Source organism: Marinobacter salinus, assembly GCF_001854125.1.
GTDB lineage: Bacteria > Pseudomonadota > Gammaproteobacteria > Pseudomonadales > Oleiphilaceae > Marinobacter > Marinobacter salinus.
In genome coordinates this window covers 1105700-1132682 of the sequence record NZ_CP017715.1, presented here as the reverse complement: position 1 = coordinate 1132682, position 26983 = coordinate 1105700, and the positions used below count along the sequence as shown (strand labels likewise).

The window sequence follows — 26983 nt, the reverse complement described above, 5'->3', positions numbered from 1 at the left end:
AAGCTTTGAAATTGATATTCGTCCAGTCCCAAGGCCTTTTGCCTTATCGCCTGAATCGATAAACATATCTTGAAATAATCATTTTAAGAATAAAAACACGGTGATATCCTGCCTCCCAGATATAAGACCCGGCCTTCGGGTCGCCCCGTATAAGCTTTCGGGACGCCGCAACGACGCTTTAGAGCAGGACTTTTCATTATGTACGTATACGACGATCACGATCGGCAAATCGCCGCCGAGCGGGTTGCCCAATTCCGGGACCAGACCGAACGTGCTCTGACCGGCGAGCTGGCTGAGGAGGAGTTTCTTCCACTTCGTCTACAGAATGGCCTCTATGTTCAGCGTCTTGCCCCAATGCTGAGAATTGCCGTGCCCTACGGCATGATGCGCGCTGAACAGCTTCGCCGCCTGGCACGAATTACCCGAGATTACGACAAGGGTTATGCGCACTTCACCACCCGCCAGAATGTTCAGCTGAACTGGCCCGCACTCGAGGATGTGCCTGATATTCTCGCGGAACTGGCTGAAGTCGAAATGCACGCTAATCAGACCAGTGGTAACTGCATCCGCAACACTACAACGGATCAGTTTTCAGGCGCTCAATCAGACGAAATAGCAGACCCGCGCCCCTATTGCGAGATTATCCGTCAGTGGTCCACTTTCCACCCGGAATTTGCCTTCCTGCCCCGGAAATTCAAAGTAGCCGTAAATGCCTCGGAGAAAACCGACCGGGCAGCTATTCAGGTTCATGATATTGGCTTGCAGCTGGTTCGGGATGAGTCCGGCGCGCTTGGTTTCCGGGTTCATGTCGGAGGCGGCCTTGGCCGCACACCGATGGTTGGCCCAGTGATTCGCGAATTTTTGCCTGAACTGGACTTGCTCACCTACCTCGAGGCGGTGCTTCGGGTTTACAACCGCTACGGACGACGCGACAACAAGTTCAAGGCGCGCATCAAGATTCTGGTGAAGGCTTTAACACCGGAAGGCTTTGCAGAAAAGGTTGAAGCTGAGTGGGCGCACATCAAGGACTCACCAACCCGCCTGACCCCCGAAGCGATCCAACGCATCCAGGCCTATTTCACCGAGCCTGATTATGCCTTACTTGATAACGCAACCGAGCTTCTGGCTGAGCAGCGTTTCGAAAACCGGGCATTTGACCAGTGGCTTACCCACAACGTGGACACCCATAAGAAACCCGGTTATGCCATTGTTACCCTGACCATGAAAAAGACTGGTACGCCACCTGGTGATGTTACTGATCGCCAGCTTGAGCACATTGCCGACCTGGCCGATGAGTTCAGTTTTGGTGAGATACGTGTGACGCACCAGCAGAATGTGGTGCTGGCTGATGTTCGGCAAGATCGGCTGCTGGAGCTCTGGCAGACAATAGTTCCAATCGGCTTTGGCACCGCCAACCTTAACACCCTGACGGATGTAATTTGCTGCCCGGGTGGCGATTACTGCGCCCTGGCCAACGCCAAATCCATACCGGTAGCAGAAGCTATTCAGCGAAGATTTGATAACCTGGATTATCTTTATGATCTGGGAGACATCGACCTCAATATTTCCGGTTGCATGAACGCCTGTGGCCATCATCACGTCGGTAACATCGGAGTATTGGGCGTGGATAAAAAAGGCGAGGAGTTCTACCAGATCAGTCTTGGCGGATCCTCCCACCATGATGCCTCAATCGGCAAAATACTGGGTCCCTCTTTTGCGCGGGAAGATATGCCTGACGTGGTCGCCAAGATCATTGACGTCTACGTCGACAAACGCACCGGGGAAGAGACCTTCCTCGACACATATCGTCGCGTAGGAATTGTCCCCTTTAAGGAGCGTGTTTATGCCTAACGTTATTTATCGGGATGGCAGCATCCGCCAGGATAACTGGATTCTCGTGGCCCGACCGGCTGAAGGGGAGTCTCTTGACATCCCGCACCAGCCTGCCCTGATTCCGGCTGACCTTTGGTTGGCCGGTTATGAGCACTTTACCGGGCGAGACGACATCGGCGTATGGTTTGACAGCCATGACGAGCCAGAAATACTGGGAGGAAAGGTAAATGAATTGCCGGTTATCGCGGTCAACTTTCCGAAGTTCAGTGATGGCCGTGGCTACAGTATCGCCCGGCTCCTCCGGGAGCGCTTCGGCTTCGCTAACGAGCTTCGGGCGGTTGGTGACGTGTTGTTGGATCAACTCCAGTTCATGAAACGCTGCGGGTTCGATACCTACGCACTGCGCCCGGATAAGGACATCAACAAGGCCGCCCGTTGTCTGAACTTTTTCAGCCAGGGTTATCAGGCTGCTACCGACACGCACGTCCCGCTTTTCCGGCGCAGGGCTTCCTGATTTTCTGCCAGACACCATCGCAGTATGACAGCGCGGACTCAGTTATGCTGAGCCCGCGCTCTTGTCGACAGAGCCTTACTTGGAGTGGTCCAACACGATCTTCCCGGACGATTCGCCTTTCAAAAACGCCTTCAGTGCCCCATCCAGGTCTCCCCGACCGATATCACGAGCTGAAGCCTCGGTTTTCGGGCATGCCCAGTCACCGGAAAACTTTTCCCAGACCGCTGCTTTTTCGGCCAACGGGATTTCTACCGAGTCGACGCCGAGCAGATTTACCCCACGCAGGATAAATGGCAGCACTGTGGTCTGGAGCCCAGGGCCCGCCACAAGACCGCAACAGGATACGGAGCCGCCTGGCTTGATCTGCTTGAGCAGCTCAGCCAATGGCGAGCCACCTACGGTATCCACCGCGTTGGCGAAGACCGGTTTAACCAGTGGCTTCTTTTCCTCTGCCAGGGTTTCGCGACCGACCACTTCCTCTGCACCAAGCTCTTTCAGCTCGTTTGCATGATCGGCCTTGCCACTGATGGCCACCACTTTAAAGCCCAGCCTTGCCAGTAACTCAACCGCAACGCTGCCAACAGCACCAGAAGCGCCAGAGACGGCAACCTTGCCCTGTTCCGGCTTCGCACCCATCGTTAGAAGCTTTTGGACACACAAACCAGCTGTGAGCCCTGCCGTGCCATATATCATCGCTGTTCTGGCGTTCCAGCCGGAAGGCATAGGCACACACCAGGCTGCGGGAACACGAATGTATTCGCCAAAACCACCATCCGTGTTCATACCCAGGTCGTAGCCTGTCACTATCACAGCGCTACCAACCGCAGGCGTTCCGGTGGCCGACTCCACCACTTCTCCCCCTGCGTCAATGCCGGGCGTATGCGGGAAACTGCGCGTAACACCCTTATTGCCGGATGCCGACAGGGCATCCTTGTAGTTCAGGGACGAGTAGCTCACCCGGATGAGCACCTCACCTTCGGGCAGATCTGCCGTACTCAGCTTTTTTTCGGCTCCGACGTATTGCCCGTCTTGCTCTTCGACACGCCACGCTTTGAATTCGGTATTGGTTGTCATGGTTTTGTCCCGCTTCTGTCAGCTACTGGATTTTCTGGTTTCGAAAGGCACTCAGAATTTTCCAGACGGTGTGTTCAAGCGCTGAACTGGTTGCTAACCCGAGCTTTTCAGGGAGAGACCGTTTACGCTGATACGCCACAGAGATTACGTCGGCCCTGTCACAGGCTTCAATGAGATATTCGTCGGAGGTTTTAATCTCATCGACGAGCTTTACATCCAGGGCCCGCTTTCCGAACCAGATGTCACCATTCGCAACGGCAGCTATATCTACATCCGGCCTGCGCTCACTCACGTATTCCTTGAACAGTACGTGAGTATCTTCAAGGTCCTCCAGGAATTTCTGGCGCCCTTTCTCGGTATTCTCACCGAAGACGGTCATGGTTCGCTTGTGCTCACCCGCTGTAAGCACCTCGAAGTCCACCTCGTTTTTCTGGAGAAAACGATGAAAATTGGGTAGCTGCGCAACCACACCGATAGATCCAAGGATCGCAAACGGCGAGGCAATGATCCGGTCAGCGACACAGGCCATCATGTAGCCACCACTGGCCGCGACCTTATCCACGCAGGCCGTTAAATGAATACCTTTGCTCCGGATCCGGTCCAACTGCGCTGCCGCCAGGCCATAGGAGTGAACCAGTCCGCCACCACTCTCGAGCCGAATCACAACCTCATCTTTTTTGGCATCAGCTACGCTCAGAACGGCGGTGATTGCTCGACGCATCGTATCGGTGTCGCTGGCCTTGATGTCACCGTCAAAGTCCAGAACGTATACCCGCGGCTTGCGCTCGGCTTCGGCAGCGTCTGTCTTTTTCCGGGACTTATCGGCCTTTTTCTTGGCTCTTTGTTCTTTTTTATTTTGCTTTACAAAGGACTTCCGCTCGGAGTCGGACATCAGCTTTGCTTGAATGGCTTCTCGTAATTTGTGGTATTTCTCGTTCAGCTTCGCAATTTTGAGCTCACCCGCATCGTCATCATCCTCACGCTCCTTGTGTGCCGCGGATACGATGACAGAGATCAAAATCACCGCCGCCACCACGAAGGTAACGGCCTTGGCCAAAAACAATCCGTATTCTGTCAGGAACTCCAAAGTGCTTCTCCAGATGGTTGTGCAAATGAGAAAGTGTAACTTACCGAATTTGTGGTGATAAGAAGAGAGAAAAAATTAAAACAAGCGTTCGATCGAGCTTGACACCGCCTGCCCACTAACCATAAAGTCGAATGGCGAGGTCGGCTGCACCCGGGCTCCCACTCGGGCTCATTTAGCCAGGGGGCGTTAATCAAAGCCGCCATGACAAGACAACCATCCAAAAAGGGTAAACCAATGTCTGTAGCTCAGGTATTTGAACAACTCGAACAGAATTTTAACGCAGACGCAGCGCAAGGCCTCGATCTGGTGTTTCAGTTCGACATCGAAGACGACAGCACCTATCACCTGGCCATTAACGATGGCGCCTGCAAACTGCACGAAGGCACCAACGACGACCCTTCCGTTACCCTGATTATGAATTCTGACACCCTCAAGGGTATCGTTTCCGGAGAGACTGACGGCATGCAGGCATTTATGGCCGGACAGCTGCGCGCCGAAGGCGACATGATGCTTGCAACCAAGCTGGGCGAGCTGTTCAAAATGGGCTGATTGCTATTTTGGACAGCCAAAAAACCTGCGCCTGGCGCAGGTTTTTTTTCATCTTTACCTTCTAGGGATCCCAACTGACTACTGCCCCCACAACTGAACAGCCTCCCGTGCCTCCTCATTAACGGGCACTGCGACAAGACCGGATGCGGAGAGCCGCACATCAAACATCGCACCATCTCTCATGGGCATGAAAGTAACGTTGCGGTGAACGGCTTCGATAAAAGGCAGATCGAATTTTCTGTCCAGCTCCCAGAGATCCAGCCAACTCTTTCCATTGAGGTCAATGGCTAACCGGGTTTCTGCCCGTTCCTGCTCGAGCGTGGTAAAGCGCCCACTCAGTCGTTCCAGCCGGTAACCCGGCGCCACTCCCAGCCAGCTGAGCGGGCCGGAAAATCGAATTATTCGGGCGTCGACTTGCCACTGGTCTCCCCTGAGAGAATTTGTTACTGGCTTTGCATTGGCGGGGTGCATTGTTACCCGCCAGAACTGGTCACCCTGACGCTCGGTCGAAATTGCCGCAACAGTCTGCATACCCTCGACAGACTGGTACTCGGCAATGTTGACGGCAATAACCAAGGTATATAGGCCGAAGAGAATAGCACCAAGAATGGCCATCCCCTTCAGCCAGTCAAGCAGCCAGCGGGGACGCAGAAAGAAAAGAAGGCCCGCAACGACCAGTATCGCACCCAGGGTTGCGAGCACGATGGTGGCGAGCAGATGGGACATGGCGCTACAAACCTACCTCGTCCAGCGAGGTCTCAGCGAGCTTGAGCAGGTCAGCATTACGATCCTCACGCTTTCCAATACTTTCAATATAGTACTCGAGTGACGTCAATGCATCTGCCAGGGCCTCAAGCACCTGCATGGCCGGGGCTTCACGACCATCAAGCAAACGCTCCTGAATTGAAGAGGCAACACGCTCAAGAACGCTGGCGGCTCCCGGATCATCCACCATTTGCAGGCCGCCCCAAATGCTGTGCAGCGTGGCCGGTAAGTTCGCGAGGTGGAGCTTGTCGTAATCCGATTCCATAAATGCGGTTATGGCACGCTTTGCCAATGTCAGGGCACCCCTTGCCTCATCGGCAACCACAAAAAGTGCTTCCCGCAGATAGGGGGACTCATCCCGATTACGCTGCCCGCGGGCAAGGGCGTCGGTTTCGGACGTTATGCCCCGGGTAACAATCTGCATGACGGCGTCTTCGATACCGAGCACGGAATCCGCCAATCTGTATAGTTCGTCATCACCGGGAAGGCGCGATTCTTCTTCCCAGGTTCGAAGCCTTGCAGCCTCTTCACGGGAGACCTCCGCAAGCTTGTTGAGATCAAGCATGACCAGGGTATTGGCCAGGCGCTCCAGAGCATCTGCAATTGAAGATAGCTCGGCCAGGTCCGGCTCGATCCCCCGCTCAATGATATCGAGCTTATCCTTGAGCTGGTTCAGTTCGTCCTGAAGCGCTTCCGAAAGCGATTGAAGCACATCGGTGCCGGGCCCATAAAGCCTCCTCGCATGGGCTTCCAGCATGGCATCGGAGTATTCAGCAGGCGCCAGGTGATATGCGGACAAAATCTCACTGACTTCCAGGTTGGCCGAACCACTGCGATAAAGGATATAAACGAGGTCCCGGATCAGAGAATCGGGTGCGTCTTTGGCCGTGGCCACCTTACCGACATAAACCACTTCCCTGGCGTACTTCTCGATACGCATGAACATACGTTTCCGGGCCTTGGTGAACACCATCGCCCGATCGAGCATGGTGTCTGCAGCCGTTGCCACAAGGCACCACATCTGTCCCATGGGCGCACCCTGACACAAACGGGCGAATCCCCGGGCGGATCGACTTATCAGCTTTTGACTCACTGCATCGTTACGCTCTCTGAGGATACCCAGGAGCGCCACCTGAAAAGTCAGGCGCATACGACGCGACAAAATTTCATATTCCGATTCATCACCGTCCAAGGGCTGCAGATGCATGCCCGCGCAGAAATCGGGTCGTTCCTTTACATCAACGTCAAAGAAGCAGGACTCAAGGTAGGGTTTTTCACGGCGCGCTTCGCGCAAATCATTAATGACAGGCAGCAGCAGTTCAGGGTGATCTTCCCGTTGCTGATGGTAATACTCCACGTAACGACGAAGAATAAACAAGGCGCCATTCAGCGTTGTCAGCAGAATGTTCTTGTCGTCATTAGCGCCCACCGGAACATCATTGGCCATTGTGACCGCTTCCTGGCACAACAATATCCCGCCCCGAAGCTCGACCAGGATAAAAATTCCGCGCAGCTGGTTGATGAAGTCCAGACAATTCTGGAGATCTTCACCGCTCTCACGGTTTTCCTGAAAGCGTTCAAGGCTGGACTGTGCCTGTTTGATGGTCTGCTCGATTTCATTCTTGACCAGATCAAACGACTGCGATTTCGTCGCCAGAGACGATTGAACCATAAACGCTTCCTGTTAGATTTGCGGAGACTACCGCGTCCTCATAATGACTACGGCTCACCCGGTGGACGGCGAACCTTTCTTGTTATGAGCCGGTTCAACCCTTCCCGGCCAGAGCTGATCTCATGCACCATGGTTGCCAAAAAACTGGCGAACTTATCATTACTTATAACACAAAACTCAAGTAGCTCAAGAAAGCCGGAATGTAACATTTGGTACAGCCCGACACAGTTCTCATTCCGCCTGCCGGAGTTTATCCCACACGGTCCCGCCAGCCTTTTTCTCCAGCATCGACATGAACTCCTCATGGGCGGAGAGCTCCTCCCCAGAGGCATGGACAACAGACAGTGGAGTGCGCTCGGGAGACAATCTCCGTATGCCGCCGGAAGCACCGCCGTCTTCGGACCCCGCGTCAAGAGACAGCGCGGTTTGTCCGCCGGTCAGCAGCAGGTAAACGTCTGCGAGAATTTCAGCATCCAGCAGGGCGCCGTGCAGATCCCGGTTGCTGTTGTCGACTCCGTACCGCTTGCAGAGGGCATCCAGACTGTTTTTCTGACCCGGATGCTTCTTACGGGCAATGGCCAGGGAGTCTACAATTCCGCAGTTCTCCGCTGTTTTTCTGACGGGCTTCAAGCGCGCAAACTCAGAATCCATGAATCCAACGTCGAAAGCCGCGTTGTGGATGACCAGTTCGGCACCCTTGATGAATTCGAAGAACTCGTCGGCAATCTCGGAAAACCTGGGTTTATCCACCAGAAATTCGTTGGTTATGCCGTGAATGGTAATGGCCTCAGCCTCAACTTCCCGCTCTGGGTTGATGTAGACGTGGTAGTTGCGGCCGGTAAGTTGCCGCTCCATTAACTCAACACAACCGATTTCTATAATCCGGTGCCCTTCGGAAGGGTCGATACCGGTTGTTTCGGTATCCAGTACAATTTGTCTCATAACACATTCTGCTCAATGTTATCCGTTTCAGGCGTTGGCCAGCTCCGCAACGCCACGATTGGCCAGTTCATCGGCCAGTTCGTTATCAGGGATGCCCGCATGCCCCTTCACCCAATGCCAGTTAACGCTATGCCTGGCCACTTCAGCATCCAGCTCCCGCCAGAGATCCTCATTTTTGACCGGCTTTTTCGCCGATGTTTTCCAGCCATTGCGCTTCCACCCCGACATCCACTCGGTAATTCCCTTTCGCACATATTGCGAGTCAGTATAGAGCTCAACCTCACAGGAGCGCTTCAGCGCCTCCAGCCCGCGGATCGCTGCCATCAGCTCCATTCGGTTATTGGTGGTATCCGCCTCGCCTCCATGCATCAACTTGCGGGCATCACCGTAGCGCAGAACAACCCCCCACCCTCCGGGGCCCGGGTTGCCTTTACAAGCGCCATCGGTGTACAGAATTACCTTGCCGGACATGGCATCTCCTATTACTGAATCATTCTTGCCGGGTGTGCGTCCGCCGGCGTACAAGCCCTCTGGAAGCCCCGACAGTTCCCGTACCGGGAAGCGTAATCACTTTCGCCTGGCGCCAGACGGGGCGTCTCGGAATGCGGGCATAAACGCGTTTTTTCGCAAGGATACAGTAATAAGCCCCAACAGGCAGGAGACTGTTTTCTGTGAGAATTCGATCTGCTCTGCTTTGGGCCTTCCGACCGCTTCGCTGGATCGGAAGCCGGAAAAAACGGGTCACGGAGAGCTCCATGTTACATCCCAGCAAGTGAAGCCAGTCCTCCATACGGCCCCGAAGAAGAAAGCGCCCTCCCCAGGGGCCTTCCCCATTCCGTGAAGTAAACTTGCGCAGCCCCCACAGGCTCAGGGGATTAAACCCAACCAAGGCAATTGTACCTTCACCACGGAGAACTCGTGCCGCTTCACGAAGGACCTGGTGTGGATATCGGGAAAAGTCAGCGCTGTGATGGAGAACCACGAGATCCATGGAATCACCGGGAAACGGCAGCTCATCTGCGTCACAAACGGCGACCCCGTCCGGGATGTTCGGATACCATCGCGGTGTGGTGATTATTTTCTGGGAGAAGTCCGTGCCCGTTGCCAGCGGTAGCCGATGGCTGATACCCACCTGCAGCTGTCTTGCACCCGTGAGTTTGCCGAGCTCGTGGTCCAGCATGCGACGCTGATCCGCCAGCAAAGCCCTGCCAAGCGGAGTCTGGAACCATCTTTCAAAGCTCTCGCCTCGAACCGGATAGTCGATTGCTTCAGGCTTACTCACACCGTGTCACTCCCGCAAACCAGATCCCGTTGTTGGGGCCATGTGTTTAATGCTCTATCATATCAGTCACATTCGTTTAGCACATGTGGGGTCTTATGCTCACCATTTCTGCCATTCCTGCGTTTAGTGACAATTATATCTGGTGCCTGTCTGACCCGGGAAACCGCAAAGCCCTGGTGGTAGACCCCGGCCAGGCGCACCCGGTCCTTGACTACCTGAGAGACCAGGGTCTCACACTCGATACCATCCTTATTACCCATCATCATCCAGACCATGTCGGCGGTGTAAACGAGCTGGCAAAAGCCTTTCCGAACTGCCGTATTACCGGCCCCGCGGAATCTCCGTTCAAAAATTGCACGAACACAGTTCATCCGGGTGACGAAGTGGTTTGGGAAGGTCTGACGTTCCAGGTGCTGGGGGTACCCGGGCATACCCTGGACCATATTGCCTATTTCACCGACACTGAAGTCAATGACCGTCCAGTCCTGTTCTGCGGTGATACCCTGTTTGTCTGTGGCTGCGGTCGGTTGTTCGAGGGAACACCGGAGCAAATGCGACAATCCCTGCAGTCACTGAGGGCGCTCCCCGACAAAACTGCGGTCTATTGTGCCCATGAGTACACCCTGGCCAACCTGAAATTTGCCCGTAGCTGGCTCCCCAGGGATGAAGGCCTGAAGAATTTTGAGGTTCGCTGCAAAGAACGTCGGGATAGCGGGCAACCGACTGTGCCATCGGTGCTGGGTGAGGAAAAACGGTTGAACCCGTTCCTTCGCTGGGACGATCCGCTCGTTGTCGACGCAGCCAGAGGGTATTGCGCCGCAAACGGGCTGCCCGCTGATTCCGAAACCGCGATCTTTGCGGCCATACGTCATGGCAAGGACAACTTCTGACCGGTTAACAATTCCTCTCAAGGCCGTAACGAGAGGTTTCTTGACCCCCGGAAAAGGCGTCCAATAGAATTATTGCCAAATTGTGACTGTAACCCTTTAAATATGCCGGATTTTAAGACATACCATCCGGCTTCAACTGTGACCCGGAATCATTCTATGTCGGTCAAACGATTGTCCGTTATTTTTCTTGCAGGCGCCCTGGCTAGTGGCTGTAGTATCTTCGAACAACCGGGAGACTCGTGGGTAAACCCGACGACCTGGATCAAGGATGTGGACAACAGAGGAGCTACCGGCAACCCCCTGGAATCTGACGAACTGACCGTCGCAACGGGAGATGAGAGCCTTAAGGAGTCCATTGAGTCCGGTGATGAAGCAGCCGCAATGCCACAGGGTGCGCTGGACGACGCCATAGCTCCGGAGCTTCGGTTGGCCGCGCAGGAAGCCCGGGCGAAATTGGATAACCCTGAGCAACAGTCTGCGGAAAAAATGCCTCAGGAGACCGATCTCTGGCAACGTCTGAGAGACGGTTTTGAACTGGATCACGACATCGACAATGAGCGGGTTCGTGATCAACTTAACTGGTATTCAAGCCACCCTGGCTACATCAACCGGGTGGTCGAGCGGGGCAGCCGGTACCTGCACTATATTCTGTCAGAAACAGAAAAACGCGGGCTTCCGGCTGAATTCGCGCTTCTCCCGGTAGTTGAAAGTGCCTTCGATCCCTTTGCTTATTCCCACGGCCGCGCGGCCGGCCTGTGGCAGTTTATTCCATCGACGGGTAAGTACTTTGGCCTGACTCAGAGCTGGTGGCACGACGACCGGCGCGACGTAATCACTGCAACTGATGCGGCCCTGACTTATCTGGATCGGCTAACCGGGCGTTTTGACGGCGACTACACACTGGCACTGGCTGCATACAACAGCGGAGGCGGAACCGTCTCCAGCGCCTTGCGGCGAAACCGGAAGCTTAATCGCCCGCAAGATTTCTGGTCTCTGGAGCTGCCCCGCGAAACACGGCATTACGTTCCAAAGCTGATCGCATTGGCCAAGATCTTCGACAAACCGGAAGATTACGGCATTAAACTCCCTGCCCTGGAGGATGAGCCTTACTTCGAAGTTGTTGAAACGGGTTCCCAACTGGATCTCGCTCAGGCCGCGGAACTGGCAGGTGTTGATGTCGATGAAATCTACCTGCTGAATCCGACATACAATCGTTGGGCTACGAATCCAGATGGACCACACCGGTTACTGGTACCCAAGGAGAACTCTGAGGCCTTTCGCACGGCACTGGCCAAGATACCGTCAAGCCAACGAGTATCGTGGCAGAACTACCGGGTGAAATCCGGAGACAGTCTGATCACCATCGCCCGCAAATTTTCCACCACACCCTCGGTGATTCAGCAGGTAAACAAACTCAACAGTGACCTGATCAGAATCGGTCAAAGACTGATGATCCCTTCCGCCAAAAATGGATCGGATACGTACGCCCTGAGTGCATCTCAACGGCTTGAGCGCAAACAGGACCGGAAACGGGACGGCAACAAGGTTCGTTATACGGTCCGACGCGGAGATACGTTCTGGGATATTGCCCGGGAGCACCGTGTGTCCGTCCGTGAAGTCGCCGCCTGGAACAGTATGGCGCCTGGGGATCCGCTGATTCCCAGAAAAGAGCTGGTGATCTGGTCAAAGACCAGTCAGCCCACGCTTTTGGCATCAAACAGTTCCAGGGGCAAGGCCATGGTCAGAAAGGTCGGTTATCGGGTACGCAAGGGTGACTCACTGTCCACGATCGCCAGCCGTTTCGCTGTGAATGTGCGCGACATCGCAAGCTGGAATGACCTGAATACCGCACGTTATCTGCAACCGGGACAAAGTCTGGTACTCTACGTCGATATTCGGAACAGTCCTTAGCCTGGGTGCCGTGCGCCTGCTGGAATTTTCCGAAAAACAAGAACCATAAGGGCTTCACAGAGCCCAACGGTGTGCCGGGCAGCATCCCGGCACACCGGCCTGACATTCCGGAACGTGCGAGAACCATGACAAGCATACGGACAGCCTTACAGCTTACATCGCTCCTGACTTCCCTGGCCCTGGCGGCCACCCCTCCTCTTTCCCTCGCCAGCGAAGACACCGCTGGTTCGCTTACGCCCCGGGCCGGCATCGCGATGCACGGCTCGCCCAAATACCCAGCCGGCTTTGCTCATTTTGACTACGTGAATCCGGATGCACCGAAAGGCGGCACTCTGAGCATGTCGGTTGTTGCCAATGGTTTCGATTCATTCAATCCATTCGATATAAGGGGCGTGGCCGCCGCCGGTATCAGCACCTACCTGTACGATACCCTGCTTGAGTCCTCCGCTGATGAGCCCTTTTCCGCCTATGGCCTGATTGCCGAATCTCTCGAGACACCCCCTGATCGCAGCTACGTCATCTTTAATCTGCGAAAGGAAGCCCTCTTCCAGGACGGAGAGCCGATTACTGCTGAGGACGTAAAGTTTTCATTCGAGACGCTGACCAACAAGGGGCACCCGTTTTTTCGAAACTATTATGCAGACATATCCGAAGTGACGGTCGAGAACCCTCATCGTGTCCGCTTCGATTTCGGGACAACCTCAAACCGCGAACTGCCCCTGATTCTGGGCCAAATGCCCATACTCCCCGCTCATTACTGGAAGACCCGCGAGTTTGGTGAAAACGGTCTTACCCCTCCGGTTGGCAGTGGCCCCTACCGCATCGGCGAATTCGAGGCAGGTCGTTCCGTCACCTATGAGCGGGTAACGGATTATTGGGCCCAGAACCTCGGGGTCCGGAAGGGCCGGTTCAATTTTGATCGGATTCGTTATGATTACTACACCGACGACACTGTCGTTCTTGAAGCATTCAAGGCGGGCAACCTGGATTTCCGCCAGGAAACGTCGGCCAAGAACTGGGCAACAGCCTACACCGGCCCCAAGTTCGATAATGGCTCCATCGTGACAGAAGCCATTGAACATCACCGGCCCACTGGTATGCAGGGTTTCGTTTATAACACCCGGCGCCCGGTCTTCAGCGATCCCAAAGTGCGTGAAGCGCTGGCCTATGGGTTTGACTTCGAGTGGGCCAACAAAAACCTGTTCTATGGACAGTACACACGGACGGACAGTTATTTCGAAAACAGCGAACTGGCCTCTTCCGGACTGCCACAGGCTCGTGAACTCGAGATCCTGGAGCCCTTCAAAGAACGGCTTTCCAGCAGCGTATTCACAGAGGTTTATGCTCCGCCAGAGACCGACGGACAGCAAGGTCTGAGAAAAAACCTCCGGACCGCGCTGGAACTGCTGACGGAAGCCGGATACATAATCCGGGATGGCAAGATGGTTAACGCCGAAACCGGTCAGCCCCTGGCCTTCGAAGTGCTGCTCGCCCAGAAGAATTTCGAACGGGTGGTCTTGCCATTCAAAAACAACCTCGCCAAGCTTGGTATTGATGTCTCTGTCCGGCTCGTGGACAGCAACCAATACGTTCAGCGAGTGCGTGAGTTCGATTTTGACATGATTACCCAGGTCCTCCCCCAGTCAGACTCCCCAGGGAACGAGCAGCGTGAATACTGGCATTCGTCGAACGTGGACGCGGTTGGTTCACGGAATTACATGGGTGTTAACGATCCCGTTGTTGACGAGCTCGTCAGTATGGTTATCCAGGCACCGGACCGGGAAGAACTGGTTCAGCGGGTCCGGGCGCTTGATCGCGTGCTTTTGCATGGCCATTACGTGATTCCCCACTGGTATCTCGCCCGTGATCGTGTGGCCTACTGGAAGCAACTGGTGCGGCCCGAAACAACGCCCAAGAACGGTATTGACCTGAACAACTGGTGGGTAAAACCCTGAGCAACCGATTCTGAATCGAGTAGTAACGGAAGGAACCCTCCGCTAAATGGGCATTTATATTCTCCGAAGGCTGGCCCTGATTATCCCGACCCTAATTGGGATAATGCTGCTGAACTTTGTGATTGTTCAGGCTGCTCCGGGCGGGCCCGTTGAACAGCTGATTGCCGAAATGGAGGGCCACGGCGGCAGCGCACTAGCCCGGGCATCTGGTGGCGGCACAGGCAGTGAAGTCTCCACGGCGTCGGGAGACAGTCGTGGTTCCCGAGGCATTCCTGACGAACTGCTGAAAGAAATCGAAGTGATGTATGGCTTCGACAAGCCACCTCACGAGCGTTTCCTCAAGATGCTTGGCGACTACGCGACCTTCAACTTCGGGGACTCATTTTTCCGGGAAAAAAGCGTCATTGATCTCATTCTCGACAAGATGCCGGTGTCCATTTCCCTCGGACTCTGGTCCACCCTGATCATCTACTTTATTTCCATTCCCCTGGGTATCCGCAAGGCGGTTAACGACGGCTCTCGGTTCGACGTATGGAGCAGCTCAGCCATTGTCATTGGCTACGCCATTCCCGGGTTTCTTTTTGCCATTCTGCTCATTGTACTGTTTGCAGGCGGGAGCTATTTCGACTGGTTTCCCCTCAGAGGCCTGACCTCGTCCAATTTTGATGAACTCGCCTGGTACCAGAAGGTCGGGGACTATTTCTGGCATCTGGCACTTCCGGTAACGGCCAATGTTATTGGCGGTTTCGCAACGCTTACACTCTTAACCAAGAACTCGTTCCTGGATGAGATTGGTAAGCAGTACGTGGTAACAGCCAAAGCAAAGGGGCTGGACGAAGGGCAGGTTCTCTATGGTCACGTATTCCGTAATGCGATGCTGATTGTGATCGCCAGCCTCCCTGGTGTACTGGTTGCCCTGTTTTTTACTGGCTCCCTGCTCATCGAAGTTATCTTCTCTCTCGATGGCCTTGGTCTTCTCGGATTTGAAGCTGCCCTGAACCGTGACTATCCGGTGATTTTCGGAACACTCTACATATTCACGCTCATGGGATTGATTTTGAAACTGGTGAGTGACATTACCTACGTGCTTGTCGACCCGCGGATTGATTTTGAAAGCCGGGAGGGGGCGTGACCTTGAAGTCACTGACTCCTATCCAGCAACGCCGGCTGAGAAATTTCCGGGCTAATCGCCGGGGATTCTGGTCGCTCTGGCTTTTTCTCGTCCTGTTTGGCCTTTCACTGGTCGCAGAGTTCATAGCCAACGATTCACCACTTATTGTTTCGTATAACGGCGACCTATACTTCCCGGTTGTTGAGTCCGTACCGGAAGAAACTTTTGGCGGCTTTCTTCCAACAGACGCGGACTACCGAGACCCCTTCATCGCCCAGGAAATCAAAGACAACGGCTGGATTATCTGGCCTCCGATCCGATTCAGCTACGACACGATCAACTATGACCTCGATGTCCCCTCGCCTGCGCCGCCCAGCCCGGAGAATTGGCTGGGAACCGATGACCAGGGCCGTGATGTCGCGGCACGAGTCATTTACGGGTTCCGGATTTCTGTGCTATTCGGCCTTACTCTGACCTTCGCCAGCTGCATTGTTGGTGTCATCGCCGGGGCAATACAGGGCTACTACGGCGGTAAAATCGATTTGATTGGCCAGCGGTTTATCGAGGTGTGGTCCGGGCTCCCGGTCCTCTACCTGTTAATCATTCTATCCAGTATCGTGCAACCGAACTTCTGGTGGCTGCTGGGCATAATGCTTCTTTTCAGCTGGATGGGACTGGTGGACGTTGTTCGTGCCGAATTCCTCAGGGCCAGAAATTTCGAATATGTCAAAGCCGCCCGGGCCCTTGGTCTGGATAATCGAATGATCATGTTCCGGCATATTTTGCCAAATGCCATGGTGGCGACGCTGACCTTCCTGCCCTTTATCCTGACCGGCGCCATTACCGGACTTACGTCCCTCGACTTTCTGGGTTTCGGTTTGCCGTCCGGCGAACCTTCACTGGGGGAACTCATAGCACAAGGTAAAGCCAACCTTCATGCGCCCTGGCTCGGGATCTCCGCTTTTGTATCGTTGTCTGTCATGCTGACATTGCTGGTATTCGTCGGTGAAGCCGTGCGTGATGCCTTCGATCCGAGAAAGAGCTGATATGAGCCATTTGCTTCAAATATCCGACCTGTCCATCTCCTTTGATCACGCCCCACCGGTTGTGGACTCGCTTTCCATTGATGTCCGGGAGGGCGAAACTCTAGCATTGGTTGGTGAAAGTGGCTCTGGAAAGTCCGTATCCGCGCTTTCCGTGCTCCGCCTACTGGATGAGAGACACGCCAGCTATCCATCCGGAGAAGTGTATTTCCGAGGTGAGGACATGCTCAGGGCCAGCGATAAACGGCTGCGACAGATCCGTGGTCGACAGATCAGCATGATCTTTCAGGAGCCCATGACCTCCCTGAACCCGCTTCATACTGTCGAAAAACAGATTGGCGAGACCCTGGCCCTGCACAAAGGGATGCGCGGCCCTGAGGCCCGGAATCGCTGCCTTGAATTGCTGGAGCTCGTGGGGATTCAAAACCCGGAAAGTCGCCTTGGAAGTTACCCCCACCAGCTGTCTGGAGGCCAGAAACAGCGCGTCATGATTGCCATGGCGCTCGCTAACGAACCGGACCTGCTGATCGCAGACGAACCGACGACGGCACTGGACGTAACGGTTCAAAAACAGGTTCTGGAATTGCTCCGCGAGCTCCAGCGAAAACTGGGCATGGCGATCCTTCTGATTACCCATGATCTGACCATTGTCCGGCGATATGCGGACCGGGTCGCCGTTATGGAGCGCGGAAAGCTGGTGGAATATGCCGACACCCAGGCACTGTTCAACTCACCCCGGCACCCCTACACCCGGAAGTTGTTGGATGCGGAACCACCGAAAGCACCGTCCACCATAGCAGAAGGCGGAGAACAGCTGCTGGAGGTAACCGATCTGGATGTCCGGTTCACGACGCGGAAATCCCTGTTCGGAAAAGTTAAAGCCTTTTTTCATGCGGTTCAGAGCGCAAGCTTCAGCCTGGAGCGAGGCGAAACCCTGGGCATTGTCGGCGAAAGTGGCAGCGGCAAGACCACCATAGGTCATGCCCTGCTAAAGCTCACTGCCAGCACCGGCAGCTTTAAGCTTGGCGGCGAGGAACTGGCAAACCTGACCCAAAAGGAATTCCGCCCGTGGCGTCGTCGGATCCAGATTGTATTTCAGGACCCCTTCGGAAGCCTTAGCCCGAGAATGTCTATCGCTGAAATCGTACGGGAAGGCCTGGAAATTCACGACCCGGACAATCACGAAAGCCATGACCAGAAGGTCATCCAGGCCCTGGAAGATGTCGGGCTGGACCCTGAGGCTCGTCATCGATACCCCCACGAATTTTCCGGGGGCCAGCGCCAGCGCATAGCCATAGCCCGGGCTCTGGTACTGCAACCGGATCTGATCATCCTCGACGAGCCCACGTCAGCCCTTGACCGGACCGTACAAAAACAGGTGATCGAGCTGCTGCGAGATATACAGGCCCGCTATGGTCTAAGCTATATTTTTATCAGTCACGATCTGGCCGTCGTCCGAGCATTGAGCCATAAACTCCTGGTGCTCCAACATGGAAAGATCGTTGAGTATGGGGCCGCCGCCGAAATTTTCCAGACACCCCAGGCCAGCTATACCCGGGAGCTCTTGAATGCGGCTTTCTTCTACCAAAACACCACTACGACCAATTGAGCGTTACCTCTACCCGAAAGGTTCAGGGATAATGCTCCAAAATCAGGAACACAGGGAGAATTACCCATGGGATTACTCAGTGGCAAAAAAGCACTGATCGTTGGCGTAGCCAGCAAACTCTCCATCGCCTACGGCATTGCTGAAGCGTTCGCCCGGGAAGGCGCCGAACTGGCGTTTACCTACCAGAATGAAAAGCTCCAGCCACGCGTGGAAAAATTTGCAGAGGGATGGGGTAGCAAACTGACGTTTCCCTGTGACGTAGCCAGCGATGAAGAAATCGAGAATGTTTTCACCGAGCTCAACAAGCACTGGGACAACATCGATATCATCGTTCATGCGGTCGGCTATGCTCCGGCACACGAGCTGGATGGAAATTACGTTGATGTGACAACCCGCGAGGGTTTCCGGGTCGCCCACGACATCAGTTCGTACAGTTTTGTGGCGCTGGCCAAAGGTGCTCGCTCAATGATGCATGAAGGCAGCTCACTGATCACACTGAGCTACCTCGGTGCCGAGCGGGTTCTGCAGAATTACAACGTGATGGGCCTGGCCAAGGCATCCCTGGAGTCCAACGTCCGCTACATGGCAGCCAGCCTGGGCAAGGACGGCATTCGGGTGAATGGTATTTCTGCCGGCCCGATCAAGACGCTGGCCGCGTCCGGCATCAAGAGCTTCCGCCGCATGCTGGCGGAGAATGCCAAACGCGCCCCGCTTCGCCGGAACGTTACGACCGACGAAGTGGGTAATGCAGCTGCATTCCTCGGTTCGGATATGGCCAGCGGCATTACTGGTGAGATCATGTACGTGGATGCCGGGTTCAACATTACCGGCATGGGAGAAATCGAAGACTGATCTTCGGAGGACTTCCCTCCACAGAGCCAAAAAAGCCGGTTTCATACCGGCTTTTTTGGCTCTGTGGATTTACTCTTCCGCCATCGCCGAGGCAACGGCCTCAACCCATTCAACGTAGGCCGTGTCGTCAGACTCCATGATTTGAGTCCCCACAAGGAAGGCAGAGTCATTGGGGCGACACCAGACCACCTCGACCATCAACCTGAAGGGTTCTGTGTGATTGCCCAGTGAAACGGAAGCTGCCAGCAACGCACCGAGCGATAAAGGCTCACTGGAGAAGAGGCTGAGCCCTCGTGCAGAAATGTCTCGAATGCGGCAAACCAGTTCGCGGCCTGTATTCCCGGAGCCTGCGGAAGGCCCCGGCACTCTCGATTCGAGCTCGAGCGTAGCCCTCGCACGTGCTGTCAACCGGTAATCAGACCGGTTGTCCTGTTCGTAGGTGTCTGCATCAGGGTTGCCAAAGCTGTAGTCAGTATCAGTCATTGTTGTTTTTCCTGTCTCAGTCTCTCTCAATTCCGGCCGACGCGAATGCGACCTACAACGCGGCTCAACGTATCATCAAACTCGGCCGTACTACCCAATACCCGGATGCGCTCCGAAACAATACCTGTGACCAGTTCATCTTCCTTGAATTCCCGTCGATTGAGGCCCAGTCGGTCAACAAACACCAGCTTATGGGATGCATTGATTCTCACCGCCAGTTTCAAGCGACTGGGCTCGTCCCCGGATGTCTCGGGTGCTACAACGATCCACCCCCCAAGTTTGATCGCATCCACCTGTTTCTGGGCAAGCAGCGTTTTTTCTCTGGCAAGCCGCTCCTGCTCTTCCTTTTCGTCGGCAATCCGCTGCTGTTCCGCTTGATCTCGCTGACGTTCCAGTTCCGCTTCGCGAGCAGCCTCCTGTTCTTTACGGGCCTGCTCCGCAGCTTCGCGCTCGCGCCTGAGCCCCTCGGCTCGCTGCCTAGCCTGCTGCGCCGCCTTTTCCCGTTGTTTACGCTGTTTTTCACATACAGCGGCAAGCAGGTCCACGGTCTCCGTCAGCACTTGCCCAAACGGTGTCAGGGTTGGCAGGGGCCGAATCCTTCCTTCAGCGCGTGCAACTTCAAACTCCGGCCAGGGCTGCAAGCCCAGCTTTACCCCCGCACCGTTGGTCCACAGTATTTCTGCCGTCTCTCCAAGCAGGGAAAAGAAATACCGGCGATGCTCTCTTGTCCCTTCACCCTCCACGAACCAGCGGCCCTCAAATTCACTGGCCGCAGTACCATCTACAGAACTGAAACGCAGCCATGAGGCATCCCAGCTGAACACATCCGGACTCGGCAGTGCTGTGGCGAGTTCAGGGATTTCACCTCGTAGCCTGGACATCATGACACCTTCAATACCCGCAAGACTCTCCGCCCGAAGCGACTTGCCAAAGACCTTGCTCCAGACATCGAGGATACGGTCACCAAGTTGCTCTCCCACATGGTAAAGACGGTTGCGATCCTTATCCGACAGAGACGGATCCCCAACCCAGACCATCCATTCCAGAAGCTTGGAGCCATGCCGAAAGTATTCACCATCAACACCCGCCTCCCAGACAGCCTGCTTCAACAGACTGTGCCAGTGTTCAAGTATAAAACGGGTAATCGGTGGCGGAAGGCTTCGCCCCTGCAATGCCCGGCCAATCAGGGCCCTGGCGGTTTGATCAGCGCGACGCTGGCGCGCGGCACCCTGCTCCGTGACCAGTAGCCGCTGACTCATTTTTTCGGCCTGGGTATTCCGTTTGACCGTATCCTCCTGCCACTGGCGACAGAAAGCTTCAAGCGGGGCTACCTCGCCGGATTCAAAGCATGCGGATACCGAAACCACCAGGGCATCAAGTTGATCAAGCAGAACCTTCGCCGAGCGGCCGCCTGAATCGCTCCAGCCACGCCATTCCTGAAGGCTATCGAGCCATTCCGTCAGGCTGTCGCTGAATGCCTTGGGTCCTTCCAGATCCATGCGCCAGGCGAGATAAAAGCGCAACCTTGCAACCCGCCGGGCCAACTCTGGATGCAAACCACTGGTTTCAAGGAAAACATCCATAATACGATCTGCGATATAGGCCGCGTTTACTTGCCGGGCGGACCAATCAAGATGCACCGATCGAATAACACGGGTTACCCGCTCATCCCGTTGCTCCGCCCAGCAGGACAGCAGAAGCGGACGCCAGTCACTGACAGACTCCTGAGAAAGTTTACCAGCGGGGTAAGGCAAGTCCGGGACCCGAATCCCGACAAGGACGTCTCCGATCTTGCCGGAAACCGCTTTTCGGGAAGCGACATCTCGCGGTTTCTGCCTGTTTTGTGACATCCGGTCCCCGTACTCAAGAAGCGTTGAAAAGGCCTGACAAATGACGCAGTATAACCACCTCGCCGGGGTTTACCACAACCGGAAACCGGCGTTATTCGCGTTAATCTGCAACCTGGTTGGCATTTATTGGCCGCCGGAGATGCAACGATCGGAATCGGGGAACAGAACAACATGTCGGGCAACAAACTAGAGAATCTTAACGTGGCGAGCCAGGAACCTCTTATTACTCCTGAAGCGCTCAAACAGGAGATGCCACTCTCCGACAAAGCCGCTGAAACCGTCGCCAATGGACGTCAGGCCATTTATGACATCATGGACGGAAAAGACCACCGGCTGTTTGTTGTTATCGGCCCCTGCTCCATCCACGACGTTGAAGCAGCCCGCGATTATGCCCAGCGTCTGAAGAAACTGGCCGATGAAGTCAGTGACACGCTGCTCATCGTTATGCGCGTCTATTTTGAGAAACCCCGTACCACTGTGGGCTGGAAAGGCCTGATCAACGACCCCCACCTGAACGATACATTTGATATCGAACAGGGGCTGCACATCGGTCGCCGCCTGCTCCTCGACATCAACGAACTGGGTCTGCCTGCTGCGACCGAAGCTCTCGATCCGATTTCCCCGCAATACCTTCAGGATACCATTGCCTGGTCAGCCATCGGGGCTCGCACCACCGAATCACAGACTCATCGCGAGATGAGCAGCGGCCTATCAATGGCCATCGGTTTCAAGAATGGCACAGATGGCAGTCTTGACGTCGCTGTAAACGCAATGAAGTCTGTCTCCCATCCGCACAGTTTCCTCGGTATAGACCAGCAAGGAAAAGTTGCCATTATCCGCACCAAAGGGAACAACTATGGCCACGCGGTTCTTCGTGGCGGTGGCGGAAAACCAAACTACGACTCGGTGAGTGTTGCATTGTGCGAACAGGCACTGGAAAAATCAGGGCTTCGCAAGTCAATTATGGTTGATTGCAGCCACGCCAATTCCAGTAAGGATCCGGGGCTGCAGCCCCTGGTCATGCAGGATGTGACTCACCAGATCCTCGAAGGCAACGGCTCCATTCAAAGCCTGATGGTCGAGAGCAACATCAATTGGGGCAATCAGTCCATTCCGGAAAATCTTGCGGATCTGAAATACGGTGTTTCAGTGACAGATGCCTGCATCGACTGGCCAACCACCGAAAAAGCCATTCGTGACATGCGCAGCAAACTGAAGGATGTTCTGCCTGGTCGCAAAGTCGGCTAATTCCACCTAATCCTGAAAAAACGGGGAGCCTTATGGCTCCCCGTTTTTTTATCCAATCCCGGTAAGTGCCCCGGGACGAGCTTTAACCGCCCAACCGGCCCCTCTCGGGCAAGCCTCCGTACCAGTCCAACCGGTCACGCAACGCCACGACGTGGCCGATGATCACCAACGTGGGTGGCTGAACGTGCTCTGCATTCACCTGGTCAACGATATCTGCCAGCGACCCTGAAATGACAACCTGATCCGGAGTCGTTCCTTTGGAAACCAAAGCAACCGGCATATCCGGAGACATACCATGACCAACAAGCTGACGACAGATAATCGGCAGTCCGACCAGACCCATGTAGAAAACCAGGGTCTGGTTGTTTTGCACGAAATCCTTCCATGGTAAGTCACAGGTGTCGTTCTTCAGGTGCCCCGTAACAAATCGCACCGACTGAGCGTGATCCCGGTGCGTCAGCGGGATACCGGCGTAAGCTGCACAACCCGATGCCGCCGTGATACCCGGAACTACCTGAAATCGGACACCTGACGCCGCCAGAGTCTCTATTTCCTCGCCACCACGGCCAAAAATAAACGGGTCGCCACCTTTCAGGCGAACCACCCTATAGCCCTTGCGAGCCAGGTCCACGAGGCGCTGGTTGATCTGGTCCTGGGGCAAAACATGGTTCGAGCGCTGCTTGCCCACATGAATCATCTCCGCAGTCTGCGGAACCAGCGACAGGATTTCCGGGGAAACCAGCCGGTCGTACAACACCACCTCTGCCGAGGTGATCAGTCGCCAAGCCTTGAGTGTCAGCAACTCGGGATCACCAGGGCCCGCTCCTACCAGGGACACCTCCCCGGCGGACGTGTTCGGATTGTCGGTTACCGGATTGACTCTGTACCGAACGGGCGCAGGGGTTGCGCTAACGCCCCCCTCCGGTGCGTTGGGCTGATCACTCATTGGATTCTGTCAATGCCTCCCATGTAAGGCTTCAATACCTCTGGAATCCGAATACTGCCGTCTTCCTGTTGGTAATTCTCCATTACCGCGATCAGGGCACGGCCTACAGCCAACCCGGATCCATTCAGAGTGTGCACAGGCTCCGGCTTTCCGGTTTCGGGATTACGCCACCGTGCGTGCATGCGTCGTGCCTGAAAATCACGGGTGTTGGAGCATGAGGAAATTTCACGATATTTCTTCTGTCCGGGCAACCAGACTTCAAGGTCGTAAGTCTTTGCGGCGGAGAACCCCATGTCGCCGCCACAGAGAGTCACAACCCTGTACGGGAGTTTCAGCAGTCGTAGCACTTTCTCGGCATGCCCTGTCAGGGCTTCCAGAGCGGCGTCCGATTCATCCGGGCGAACCACCTGCACCAGCTCAACTTTGTCAAATTGGTGTTGACGGATCATGCCGCGAGTATCACGACCGTAGGAACCTGCCTCACTGCGAAAACACGGTGTATGGCACACCATTCGAAGGGGCAGCTCAGCGTTGTCCAGAATAGTATCGGACACCAGGTTGGTTGCCGGCACCTCTGCGGTCGGAATCAGGTACAGCGGATTCTCGCCCTCTGTTTTGAACAGGTCAGCCTCGAACTTTGGAAGCTGACCCGTGCCGTAAAGCGTCTCGGCATTAACGAGATAAGGCACATAGACTTCGGTATAACCATGCTCACCGGTATGAAGATCCAGCATAAACTGGGCGAGAGCACGGTGCAGTCGGGCCAAAGGCCCACGCATGACCGCAAACCGGGAGTGTGCCAGGCGCGTCGCAGTCTCAAAATCCAGTCCATTCAGAGCCTCGCCCAGAGCGACATGATCCTTCGCTTCAAATTCAAGCACTCCGGGAGTACCCCAGGTACGAATCTCGACGTTATCGTCTTCGCTGTCACCGGCGGGTACGTCCTCATCTGGCAGGTTTGGGATGCCTGCAAGGAAAGTGTTCAGCTCTTCCTGCAGCAAACGCAGCTCGTCTTCCGCCTCGGATTTCTGCTTTTTCAGATTCTCAACTTCGTCCAGCAGCGGCTGAATGTCTTCACCGGCAGCCTTTGATTTACCGATGGATTTAGACCGCTTGTTCTGCTCGCCTTGCAGCGTCTCCGTGCGCATCTGGGTAGCGCGGCGGCGTTCTTCAAGCTGCTCGAAGGTAGCAATATCAAAGTCAAAATTCTTGACGGCCAGCCGACGGGCGATCTCTTCAGTCTGAGTACGGACACGTTTTGGGTCGAGCATGCTGATCCTGAATTTTCCGGTTAGCGATATGTGTTGAAATGACAGGCCATTATACCTGCACTGACGCTGGTGGCTACCGCGCTGCCTGTTCAGGAGTAACGTTTGCGGGGACTCCGGGAATTGCGATCGTCCAACCGGTCCCGCTTCTCCGCGAGTTTGATTTCCAGGCCACGGGTAACAGGTTCATAGTAGCGGCGGTTGTGAATAGCCTCGGGCAAATAGGATTCGCCAGCGGCAAACGCTTCAGGCTCGTCATGGGCATACCGGTAGGATTCTCCGTGCCCCATGCTCTTCAGCAGCTTGGTTGGCGCATTGCGGAGATGTACCGGAACCTCATAGTCCGGATCCTGGCGGACATCGGCCATGCACTGGTTGAAAGCCTTGTAGACCGCGTTGCTTTTGGGCGCCAGTGCCAGGTAGGTTACCGCCTGAGCCAGAGCCAGTTCGCCTTCGGGCGAGCCCAGTCGCTCCTGGGCATCCCATGCGTCCATACTGAGTTGCAGCGCGCGGGGATCCGCATTGCCAATGTCTTCACTGGCAATGCGGACAAGGCGTCGCGCCACATAAAGTGGATCGCAGCCACCATCCAGCATTCGGCACATCCAGTAGAGGGAACCATCGGGATCAGAGCCACGCACAGACTTGTGGAGCGCCGAAATCTGATCGTAGAAGACGTCACCGCCCTTATCGAACCGGCGCAAGCTGGTTTGCATGACCTGCTCCAACTGCTCACTGGTTATACAGTCGCGGCCCTGTTCGTCGGGTTCTGCCAGATCGCCCGCCACTTCCAGAATGTTCAGGGCCCGGCGGGCATCACCGCCCGACGCCGATGCCATAAGCTCAAGCACATCCTCCGGCACCAGCAATCGTCCACCAAACCCCTGATCCGATTCCAGCGCCCGCTCAAGCAACCTGAGCACATCCTTGTCCTCAAGGTTCTTGAGAACATAAACGCGGGTCCGGGAAAGGAGCGCGCTGTTCAGTTCAAAGGAAGGGTTTTCGGTGGTCGCACCCACGAAGATAAAGGTGCCGTCTTCAATATGGGGAAGAAAGGCATCCTGCTGGCTCTTGTTAAACCGGTGGACCTCATCAACGAACAGCAGAGTATCTCGGCCTTCAGACTGCTTGCGGTTCCGTGCCCGTTCAACCACAGCACGAATCTCTTTTACGCCGCTGAGAACTGCCGAGAGGGTTTCAAAACTCAGGTTACTCAGATTGGCGAGGAGCTGAGCAAAGGTTGTCTTACCCACTCCGGGTGGCCCCCAGAGGATCATCGAGTGGAGTTGTCCCTGCTCAACCGCCCGGCGCAGAGGCTTACCAGGACCAACGAGATGTGCCTGGCCAACGTAATCCTGCAGGGTCACCGGCCGCATCCGTGCTGCCAGAGGCCGGAAGCCCGTCTGATCCTGGAACAGGCTATCCTGCATCAGGCTCCATCCCGAATGATATCCACACCCTCCGGATACTCGAGGATGAAGGCATTGTTATCGACCGGTTGGTTAAGGCGAATATTATCGAAGCTGAGTACACTTAGCTGCGACAGGGAATCCTGCATGCGCATTTCCTGTAATTCACCGTCAAAAAATGTCAGCCGCAGGGAAACAAACAGGGAGTCCGGGCTTCGGGGCTCCAGGGTAAACTCCCGGGTTTTGTCACCAATGGAGCGCTGAGACACCGTGTAGGTTTCATCAAGGTTATCCACTTCTCCGCTGAGAAGAAGCGCTGGGGTAGTCTGTACCCGCTCGTCCAGCTTGTGGATAGCGACCTGCTCCAGGTCCGGATCATAGAGCTCTACCTTGTCACCATCACTGACAATAAACTGCGACAAAGGCGCACGGGTTTCCCAGTAAAACAGGCCCGGCCGCTTCGCTTTAAGCGAGCCACGCGTTTCCTGAACATGGTGCCCCTTTTCATTGACAACAATCTGGATAAAGTCTGCCTGATAGGACTCGTAGCTTTTCAGAACAGATGCCAGTTCGCTGGCTGCATCATGGCCATTTCCAGGGGCGTCTGCGGCTTTTGCCGAGACCGAAAATACAATGGCGACCACCAAGGCAAACAGTTTCAACAATGGATTCTGTTGCATTCAGTGCTAC

24 protein-coding genes are annotated in these 26983 nt (G+C 55.1%); 11 read left to right on the top strand and 13 right to left on the bottom strand.

Annotated features, from left to right (window positions below; translation table 11 throughout):
• Positions 1–198 precede the first annotated feature (198 nt).
• Both BKP64_RS05165 and BKP64_RS05160 read left to right on the top strand, forming a co-directional pair.
• Positions 199–1851, top strand: coding sequence for a nitrite/sulfite reductase (locus tag BKP64_RS05165; protein WP_070966862.1), 1653 nt, complete (start codon positions 199–201; stop codon positions 1849–1851).
• Complete coding sequence (locus BKP64_RS05160) at positions 1844–2347, top strand: DUF934 domain-containing protein (RefSeq protein ID WP_070966858.1); 504 nt, start codon at positions 1844–1846, stop codon at positions 2345–2347. The genes BKP64_RS05165 and BKP64_RS05160 overlap by 8 nt, the downstream gene beginning before the upstream one ends.
• Before the next feature lie 75 nt (positions 2348–2422).
• On the opposite strand, the gene BKP64_RS05155 is transcribed toward BKP64_RS05160, so the two are convergent.
• Positions 2423–3421 carry a YhdH/YhfP family quinone oxidoreductase gene (locus BKP64_RS05155; RefSeq protein WP_070966855.1) on the bottom strand — a complete coding sequence of 333 codons (999 nt, stop codon included), beginning with the start codon at positions 3419–3421 and terminating at the stop codon, positions 2423–2425.
• A 22-nt stretch (positions 3422–3443) separates the two neighbouring features.
• On the bottom strand, positions 3444–4508 hold the full coding sequence (gene sohB / locus BKP64_RS05150; RefSeq protein ID WP_070966852.1) for a protease SohB: 1065 nt from the start codon (positions 4506–4508) through the stop codon (positions 3444–3446).
• Positions 4509–4742: 234 nt separating this feature from the next.
• Here sohB and BKP64_RS05145 point away from each other — a divergent pair, with 234 nt between their 5' ends.
• Positions 4743–5057, top strand: a complete 315-nt coding sequence (locus BKP64_RS05145; protein WP_070966850.1) for an SCP2 sterol-binding domain-containing protein — start codon at positions 4743–4745, stop codon at positions 5055–5057.
• Positions 5058–5135: 78 nt separating this feature from the next.
• Here the strand turns inward: BKP64_RS05145 and BKP64_RS05140 are convergent, their stop codons facing one another.
• From BKP64_RS05140 to BKP64_RS05120, 5 genes are all read right to left on the bottom strand, one after another.
• Entirely contained in the window at positions 5136–5783 is a 648-nt protein-coding gene (locus tag BKP64_RS05140; RefSeq protein ID WP_070966847.1) for a multidrug transporter, read from the bottom strand.
• 4 nt (positions 5784–5787) lie between these two features.
• Positions 5788–7494, bottom strand: coding sequence for a FimL-related protein (locus BKP64_RS05135; RefSeq protein WP_070966845.1), 1707 nt, complete (start codon positions 7492–7494; stop codon positions 5788–5790).
• A 231-nt stretch (positions 7495–7725) separates the two neighbouring features.
• Positions 7726–8436, bottom strand: coding sequence for a DNA polymerase III subunit epsilon (gene dnaQ, locus BKP64_RS05130; protein ID WP_070966842.1), 711 nt, complete (start codon positions 8434–8436; stop codon positions 7726–7728).
• Positions 8437–8463: 27 nt separating this feature from the next.
• Positions 8464–8907 carry a ribonuclease HI gene (rnhA, locus tag BKP64_RS05125; RefSeq protein WP_070966839.1) on the bottom strand — a complete coding sequence of 148 codons (444 nt, stop codon included), beginning with the start codon at positions 8905–8907 and terminating at the stop codon, positions 8464–8466.
• 19 nt (positions 8908–8926) lie between these two features.
• Entirely contained in the window at positions 8927–9718 is a 792-nt protein-coding gene (locus BKP64_RS05120) for a class I SAM-dependent methyltransferase (RefSeq protein WP_070966836.1), read from the bottom strand.
• 95 nt (positions 9719–9813) lie between these two features.
• On the opposite strand from BKP64_RS05120, the gene gloB reads away from it, so the two are divergent.
• From gloB to BKP64_RS05085, 7 genes are all read left to right on the top strand, one after another.
• Positions 9814–10608 carry a hydroxyacylglutathione hydrolase gene (gene gloB / locus BKP64_RS05115; RefSeq protein ID WP_070966833.1) on the top strand — a complete coding sequence of 265 codons (795 nt, stop codon included), beginning with the start codon at positions 9814–9816 and terminating at the stop codon, positions 10606–10608.
• 156 nt (positions 10609–10764) lie between these two features.
• Positions 10765–12519, top strand: a complete 1755-nt coding sequence (locus BKP64_RS05110; RefSeq protein ID WP_070966830.1) for a LysM peptidoglycan-binding domain-containing protein — start codon at positions 10765–10767, stop codon at positions 12517–12519.
• Positions 12520–12644: 125 nt separating this feature from the next.
• Complete coding sequence (locus tag BKP64_RS05105; RefSeq protein WP_070973567.1) at positions 12645–14474, top strand: extracellular solute-binding protein; 1830 nt, start codon at positions 12645–12647, stop codon at positions 14472–14474.
• Between the two features lie 46 nt (positions 14475–14520).
• A complete protein-coding gene (locus tag BKP64_RS05100; RefSeq protein ID WP_070966827.1) occupies positions 14521–15606 on the top strand; it encodes a microcin C ABC transporter permease YejB in 1086 nt (361 codons plus the stop codon).
• A 2-nt stretch (positions 15607–15608) separates the two neighbouring features.
• The gene (locus tag BKP64_RS05095) at positions 15609–16631 is read left to right on the top strand and encodes an ABC transporter permease (RefSeq protein WP_198402674.1); all 1023 of its coding nucleotides are present in this window, start codon (positions 15609–15611) and stop codon (positions 16629–16631) included.
• Position 16632: 1 nt separating this feature from the next.
• The gene (locus BKP64_RS05090) at positions 16633–18237 is read left to right on the top strand and encodes an ABC transporter ATP-binding protein (RefSeq protein ID WP_070966822.1); all 1605 of its coding nucleotides are present in this window, start codon (positions 16633–16635) and stop codon (positions 18235–18237) included.
• Between the two features lie 66 nt (positions 18238–18303).
• Entirely contained in the window at positions 18304–19089 is a 786-nt protein-coding gene (locus tag BKP64_RS05085) for an enoyl-ACP reductase FabI (RefSeq protein WP_070966819.1), read from the top strand.
• A gap of 69 nt (positions 19090–19158) precedes the next feature.
• Here the strand turns inward: BKP64_RS05085 and BKP64_RS05080 are convergent, their stop codons facing one another.
• Both BKP64_RS05080 and BKP64_RS05075 read right to left on the bottom strand, forming a co-directional pair.
• Positions 19159–19572 carry a PilZ domain-containing protein gene (locus tag BKP64_RS05080; RefSeq protein ID WP_070966816.1) on the bottom strand — a complete coding sequence of 138 codons (414 nt, stop codon included), beginning with the start codon at positions 19570–19572 and terminating at the stop codon, positions 19159–19161.
• A gap of 26 nt (positions 19573–19598) precedes the next feature.
• Positions 19599–21422, bottom strand: coding sequence for a DUF1631 family protein (locus BKP64_RS05075; protein WP_070966814.1), 1824 nt, complete (start codon positions 21420–21422; stop codon positions 19599–19601).
• Positions 21423–21593: 171 nt separating this feature from the next.
• On the opposite strand from BKP64_RS05075, the gene BKP64_RS05070 reads away from it, so the two are divergent.
• A complete protein-coding gene (locus tag BKP64_RS05070) occupies positions 21594–22670 on the top strand; it encodes a 3-deoxy-7-phosphoheptulonate synthase (protein ID WP_070966811.1) in 1077 nt (358 codons plus the stop codon).
• An 82-nt stretch (positions 22671–22752) separates the two neighbouring features.
• On the opposite strand, the gene cobA is transcribed toward BKP64_RS05070, so the two are convergent.
• From cobA to lolA, 4 genes are all read right to left on the bottom strand, one after another.
• Positions 22753–23616, bottom strand: a complete 864-nt coding sequence (gene cobA, locus BKP64_RS05065; RefSeq protein ID WP_070966808.1) for a uroporphyrinogen-III C-methyltransferase — start codon at positions 23614–23616, stop codon at positions 22753–22755.
• Positions 23613–24887 (bottom strand): serine--tRNA ligase, encoded by a 1275-nt coding sequence (serS, locus tag BKP64_RS05060; protein ID WP_070966805.1) that lies wholly within the window; start codon positions 24885–24887, stop codon positions 23613–23615. The genes cobA and serS overlap by 4 nt, the downstream gene beginning before the upstream one ends.
• 89 nt (positions 24888–24976) lie before the next feature.
• Positions 24977–26314, bottom strand: a complete 1338-nt coding sequence (locus BKP64_RS05055) for a replication-associated recombination protein A (protein ID WP_070966802.1) — start codon at positions 26312–26314, stop codon at positions 24977–24979.
• Positions 26314–26973, bottom strand: a complete 660-nt coding sequence (gene lolA, locus BKP64_RS05050) for an outer membrane lipoprotein periplasmic chaperone LolA (RefSeq protein WP_070966800.1) — start codon at positions 26971–26973, stop codon at positions 26314–26316. The genes BKP64_RS05055 and lolA overlap by 1 nt, the downstream gene beginning before the upstream one ends.
• Between the last annotated feature and the right edge of the window lie 10 nt (positions 26974–26983).

What these genes read in the sequence shown, in the direction of transcription:
- BKP64_RS05165 (WP_070966862.1), top strand. Translation starts at nt 199, where the DNA reads ATGTACGTATACGACGATCACGATCGGCAAATCGCCGCCGAGCGGGTT.
- BKP64_RS05160 (WP_070966858.1), top strand. Translation starts at nt 1,844, where the DNA reads ATGCCTAACGTTATTTATCGGGATGGCAGCATCCGCCAGGATAACTGG.
- BKP64_RS05155 (WP_070966855.1), bottom strand. Translation starts at nt 3,421, where the DNA reads ATGACAACCAATACCGAATTCAAAGCGTGGCGTGTCGAAGAGCAAGAC.
- BKP64_RS05145 (WP_070966850.1), top strand. Translation starts at nt 4,743, where the DNA reads ATGTCTGTAGCTCAGGTATTTGAACAACTCGAACAGAATTTTAACGCA.
- BKP64_RS05140 (WP_070966847.1), bottom strand. Translation starts at nt 5,783, where the DNA reads ATGTCCCATCTGCTCGCCACCATCGTGCTCGCAACCCTGGGTGCGATA.
- BKP64_RS05135 (WP_070966845.1), bottom strand. Translation starts at nt 7,494, where the DNA reads ATGGTTCAATCGTCTCTGGCGACGAAATCGCAGTCGTTTGATCTGGTC.
- dnaQ (WP_070966842.1), bottom strand. Translation starts at nt 8,436, where the DNA reads ATGAGACAAATTGTACTGGATACCGAAACAACCGGTATCGACCCTTCC.
- rnhA (WP_070966839.1), bottom strand. Translation starts at nt 8,907, where the DNA reads ATGTCCGGCAAGGTAATTCTGTACACCGATGGCGCTTGTAAAGGCAAC.
- gloB (WP_070966833.1), top strand. Translation starts at nt 9,814, where the DNA reads ATGCTCACCATTTCTGCCATTCCTGCGTTTAGTGACAATTATATCTGG.
- BKP64_RS05110 (WP_070966830.1), top strand. Translation starts at nt 10,765, where the DNA reads ATGTCGGTCAAACGATTGTCCGTTATTTTTCTTGCAGGCGCCCTGGCT.
- BKP64_RS05105 (WP_070973567.1), top strand. Translation starts at nt 12,645, where the DNA reads ATGACAAGCATACGGACAGCCTTACAGCTTACATCGCTCCTGACTTCC.
- BKP64_RS05100 (WP_070966827.1), top strand. Translation starts at nt 14,521, where the DNA reads ATGGGCATTTATATTCTCCGAAGGCTGGCCCTGATTATCCCGACCCTA.
- BKP64_RS05090 (WP_070966822.1), top strand. Translation starts at nt 16,633, where the DNA reads ATGAGCCATTTGCTTCAAATATCCGACCTGTCCATCTCCTTTGATCAC.
- BKP64_RS05085 (WP_070966819.1), top strand. Translation starts at nt 18,304, where the DNA reads ATGGGATTACTCAGTGGCAAAAAAGCACTGATCGTTGGCGTAGCCAGC.
- BKP64_RS05080 (WP_070966816.1), bottom strand. Translation starts at nt 19,572, where the DNA reads ATGACTGATACTGACTACAGCTTTGGCAACCCTGATGCAGACACCTAC.
- BKP64_RS05075 (WP_070966814.1), bottom strand. Translation starts at nt 21,422, where the DNA reads ATGTCACAAAACAGGCAGAAACCGCGAGATGTCGCTTCCCGAAAAGCG.
- BKP64_RS05070 (WP_070966811.1), top strand. Translation starts at nt 21,594, where the DNA reads ATGTCGGGCAACAAACTAGAGAATCTTAACGTGGCGAGCCAGGAACCT.
- cobA (WP_070966808.1), bottom strand. Translation starts at nt 23,616, where the DNA reads ATGAGTGATCAGCCCAACGCACCGGAGGGGGGCGTTAGCGCAACCCCT.
- serS (WP_070966805.1), bottom strand. Translation starts at nt 24,887, where the DNA reads ATGCTCGACCCAAAACGTGTCCGTACTCAGACTGAAGAGATCGCCCGT.
- BKP64_RS05055 (WP_070966802.1), bottom strand. Translation starts at nt 26,314, where the DNA reads ATGCAGGATAGCCTGTTCCAGGATCAGACGGGCTTCCGGCCTCTGGCA.
- lolA (WP_070966800.1), bottom strand. Translation starts at nt 26,973, where the DNA reads ATGCAACAGAATCCATTGTTGAAACTGTTTGCCTTGGTGGTCGCCATT.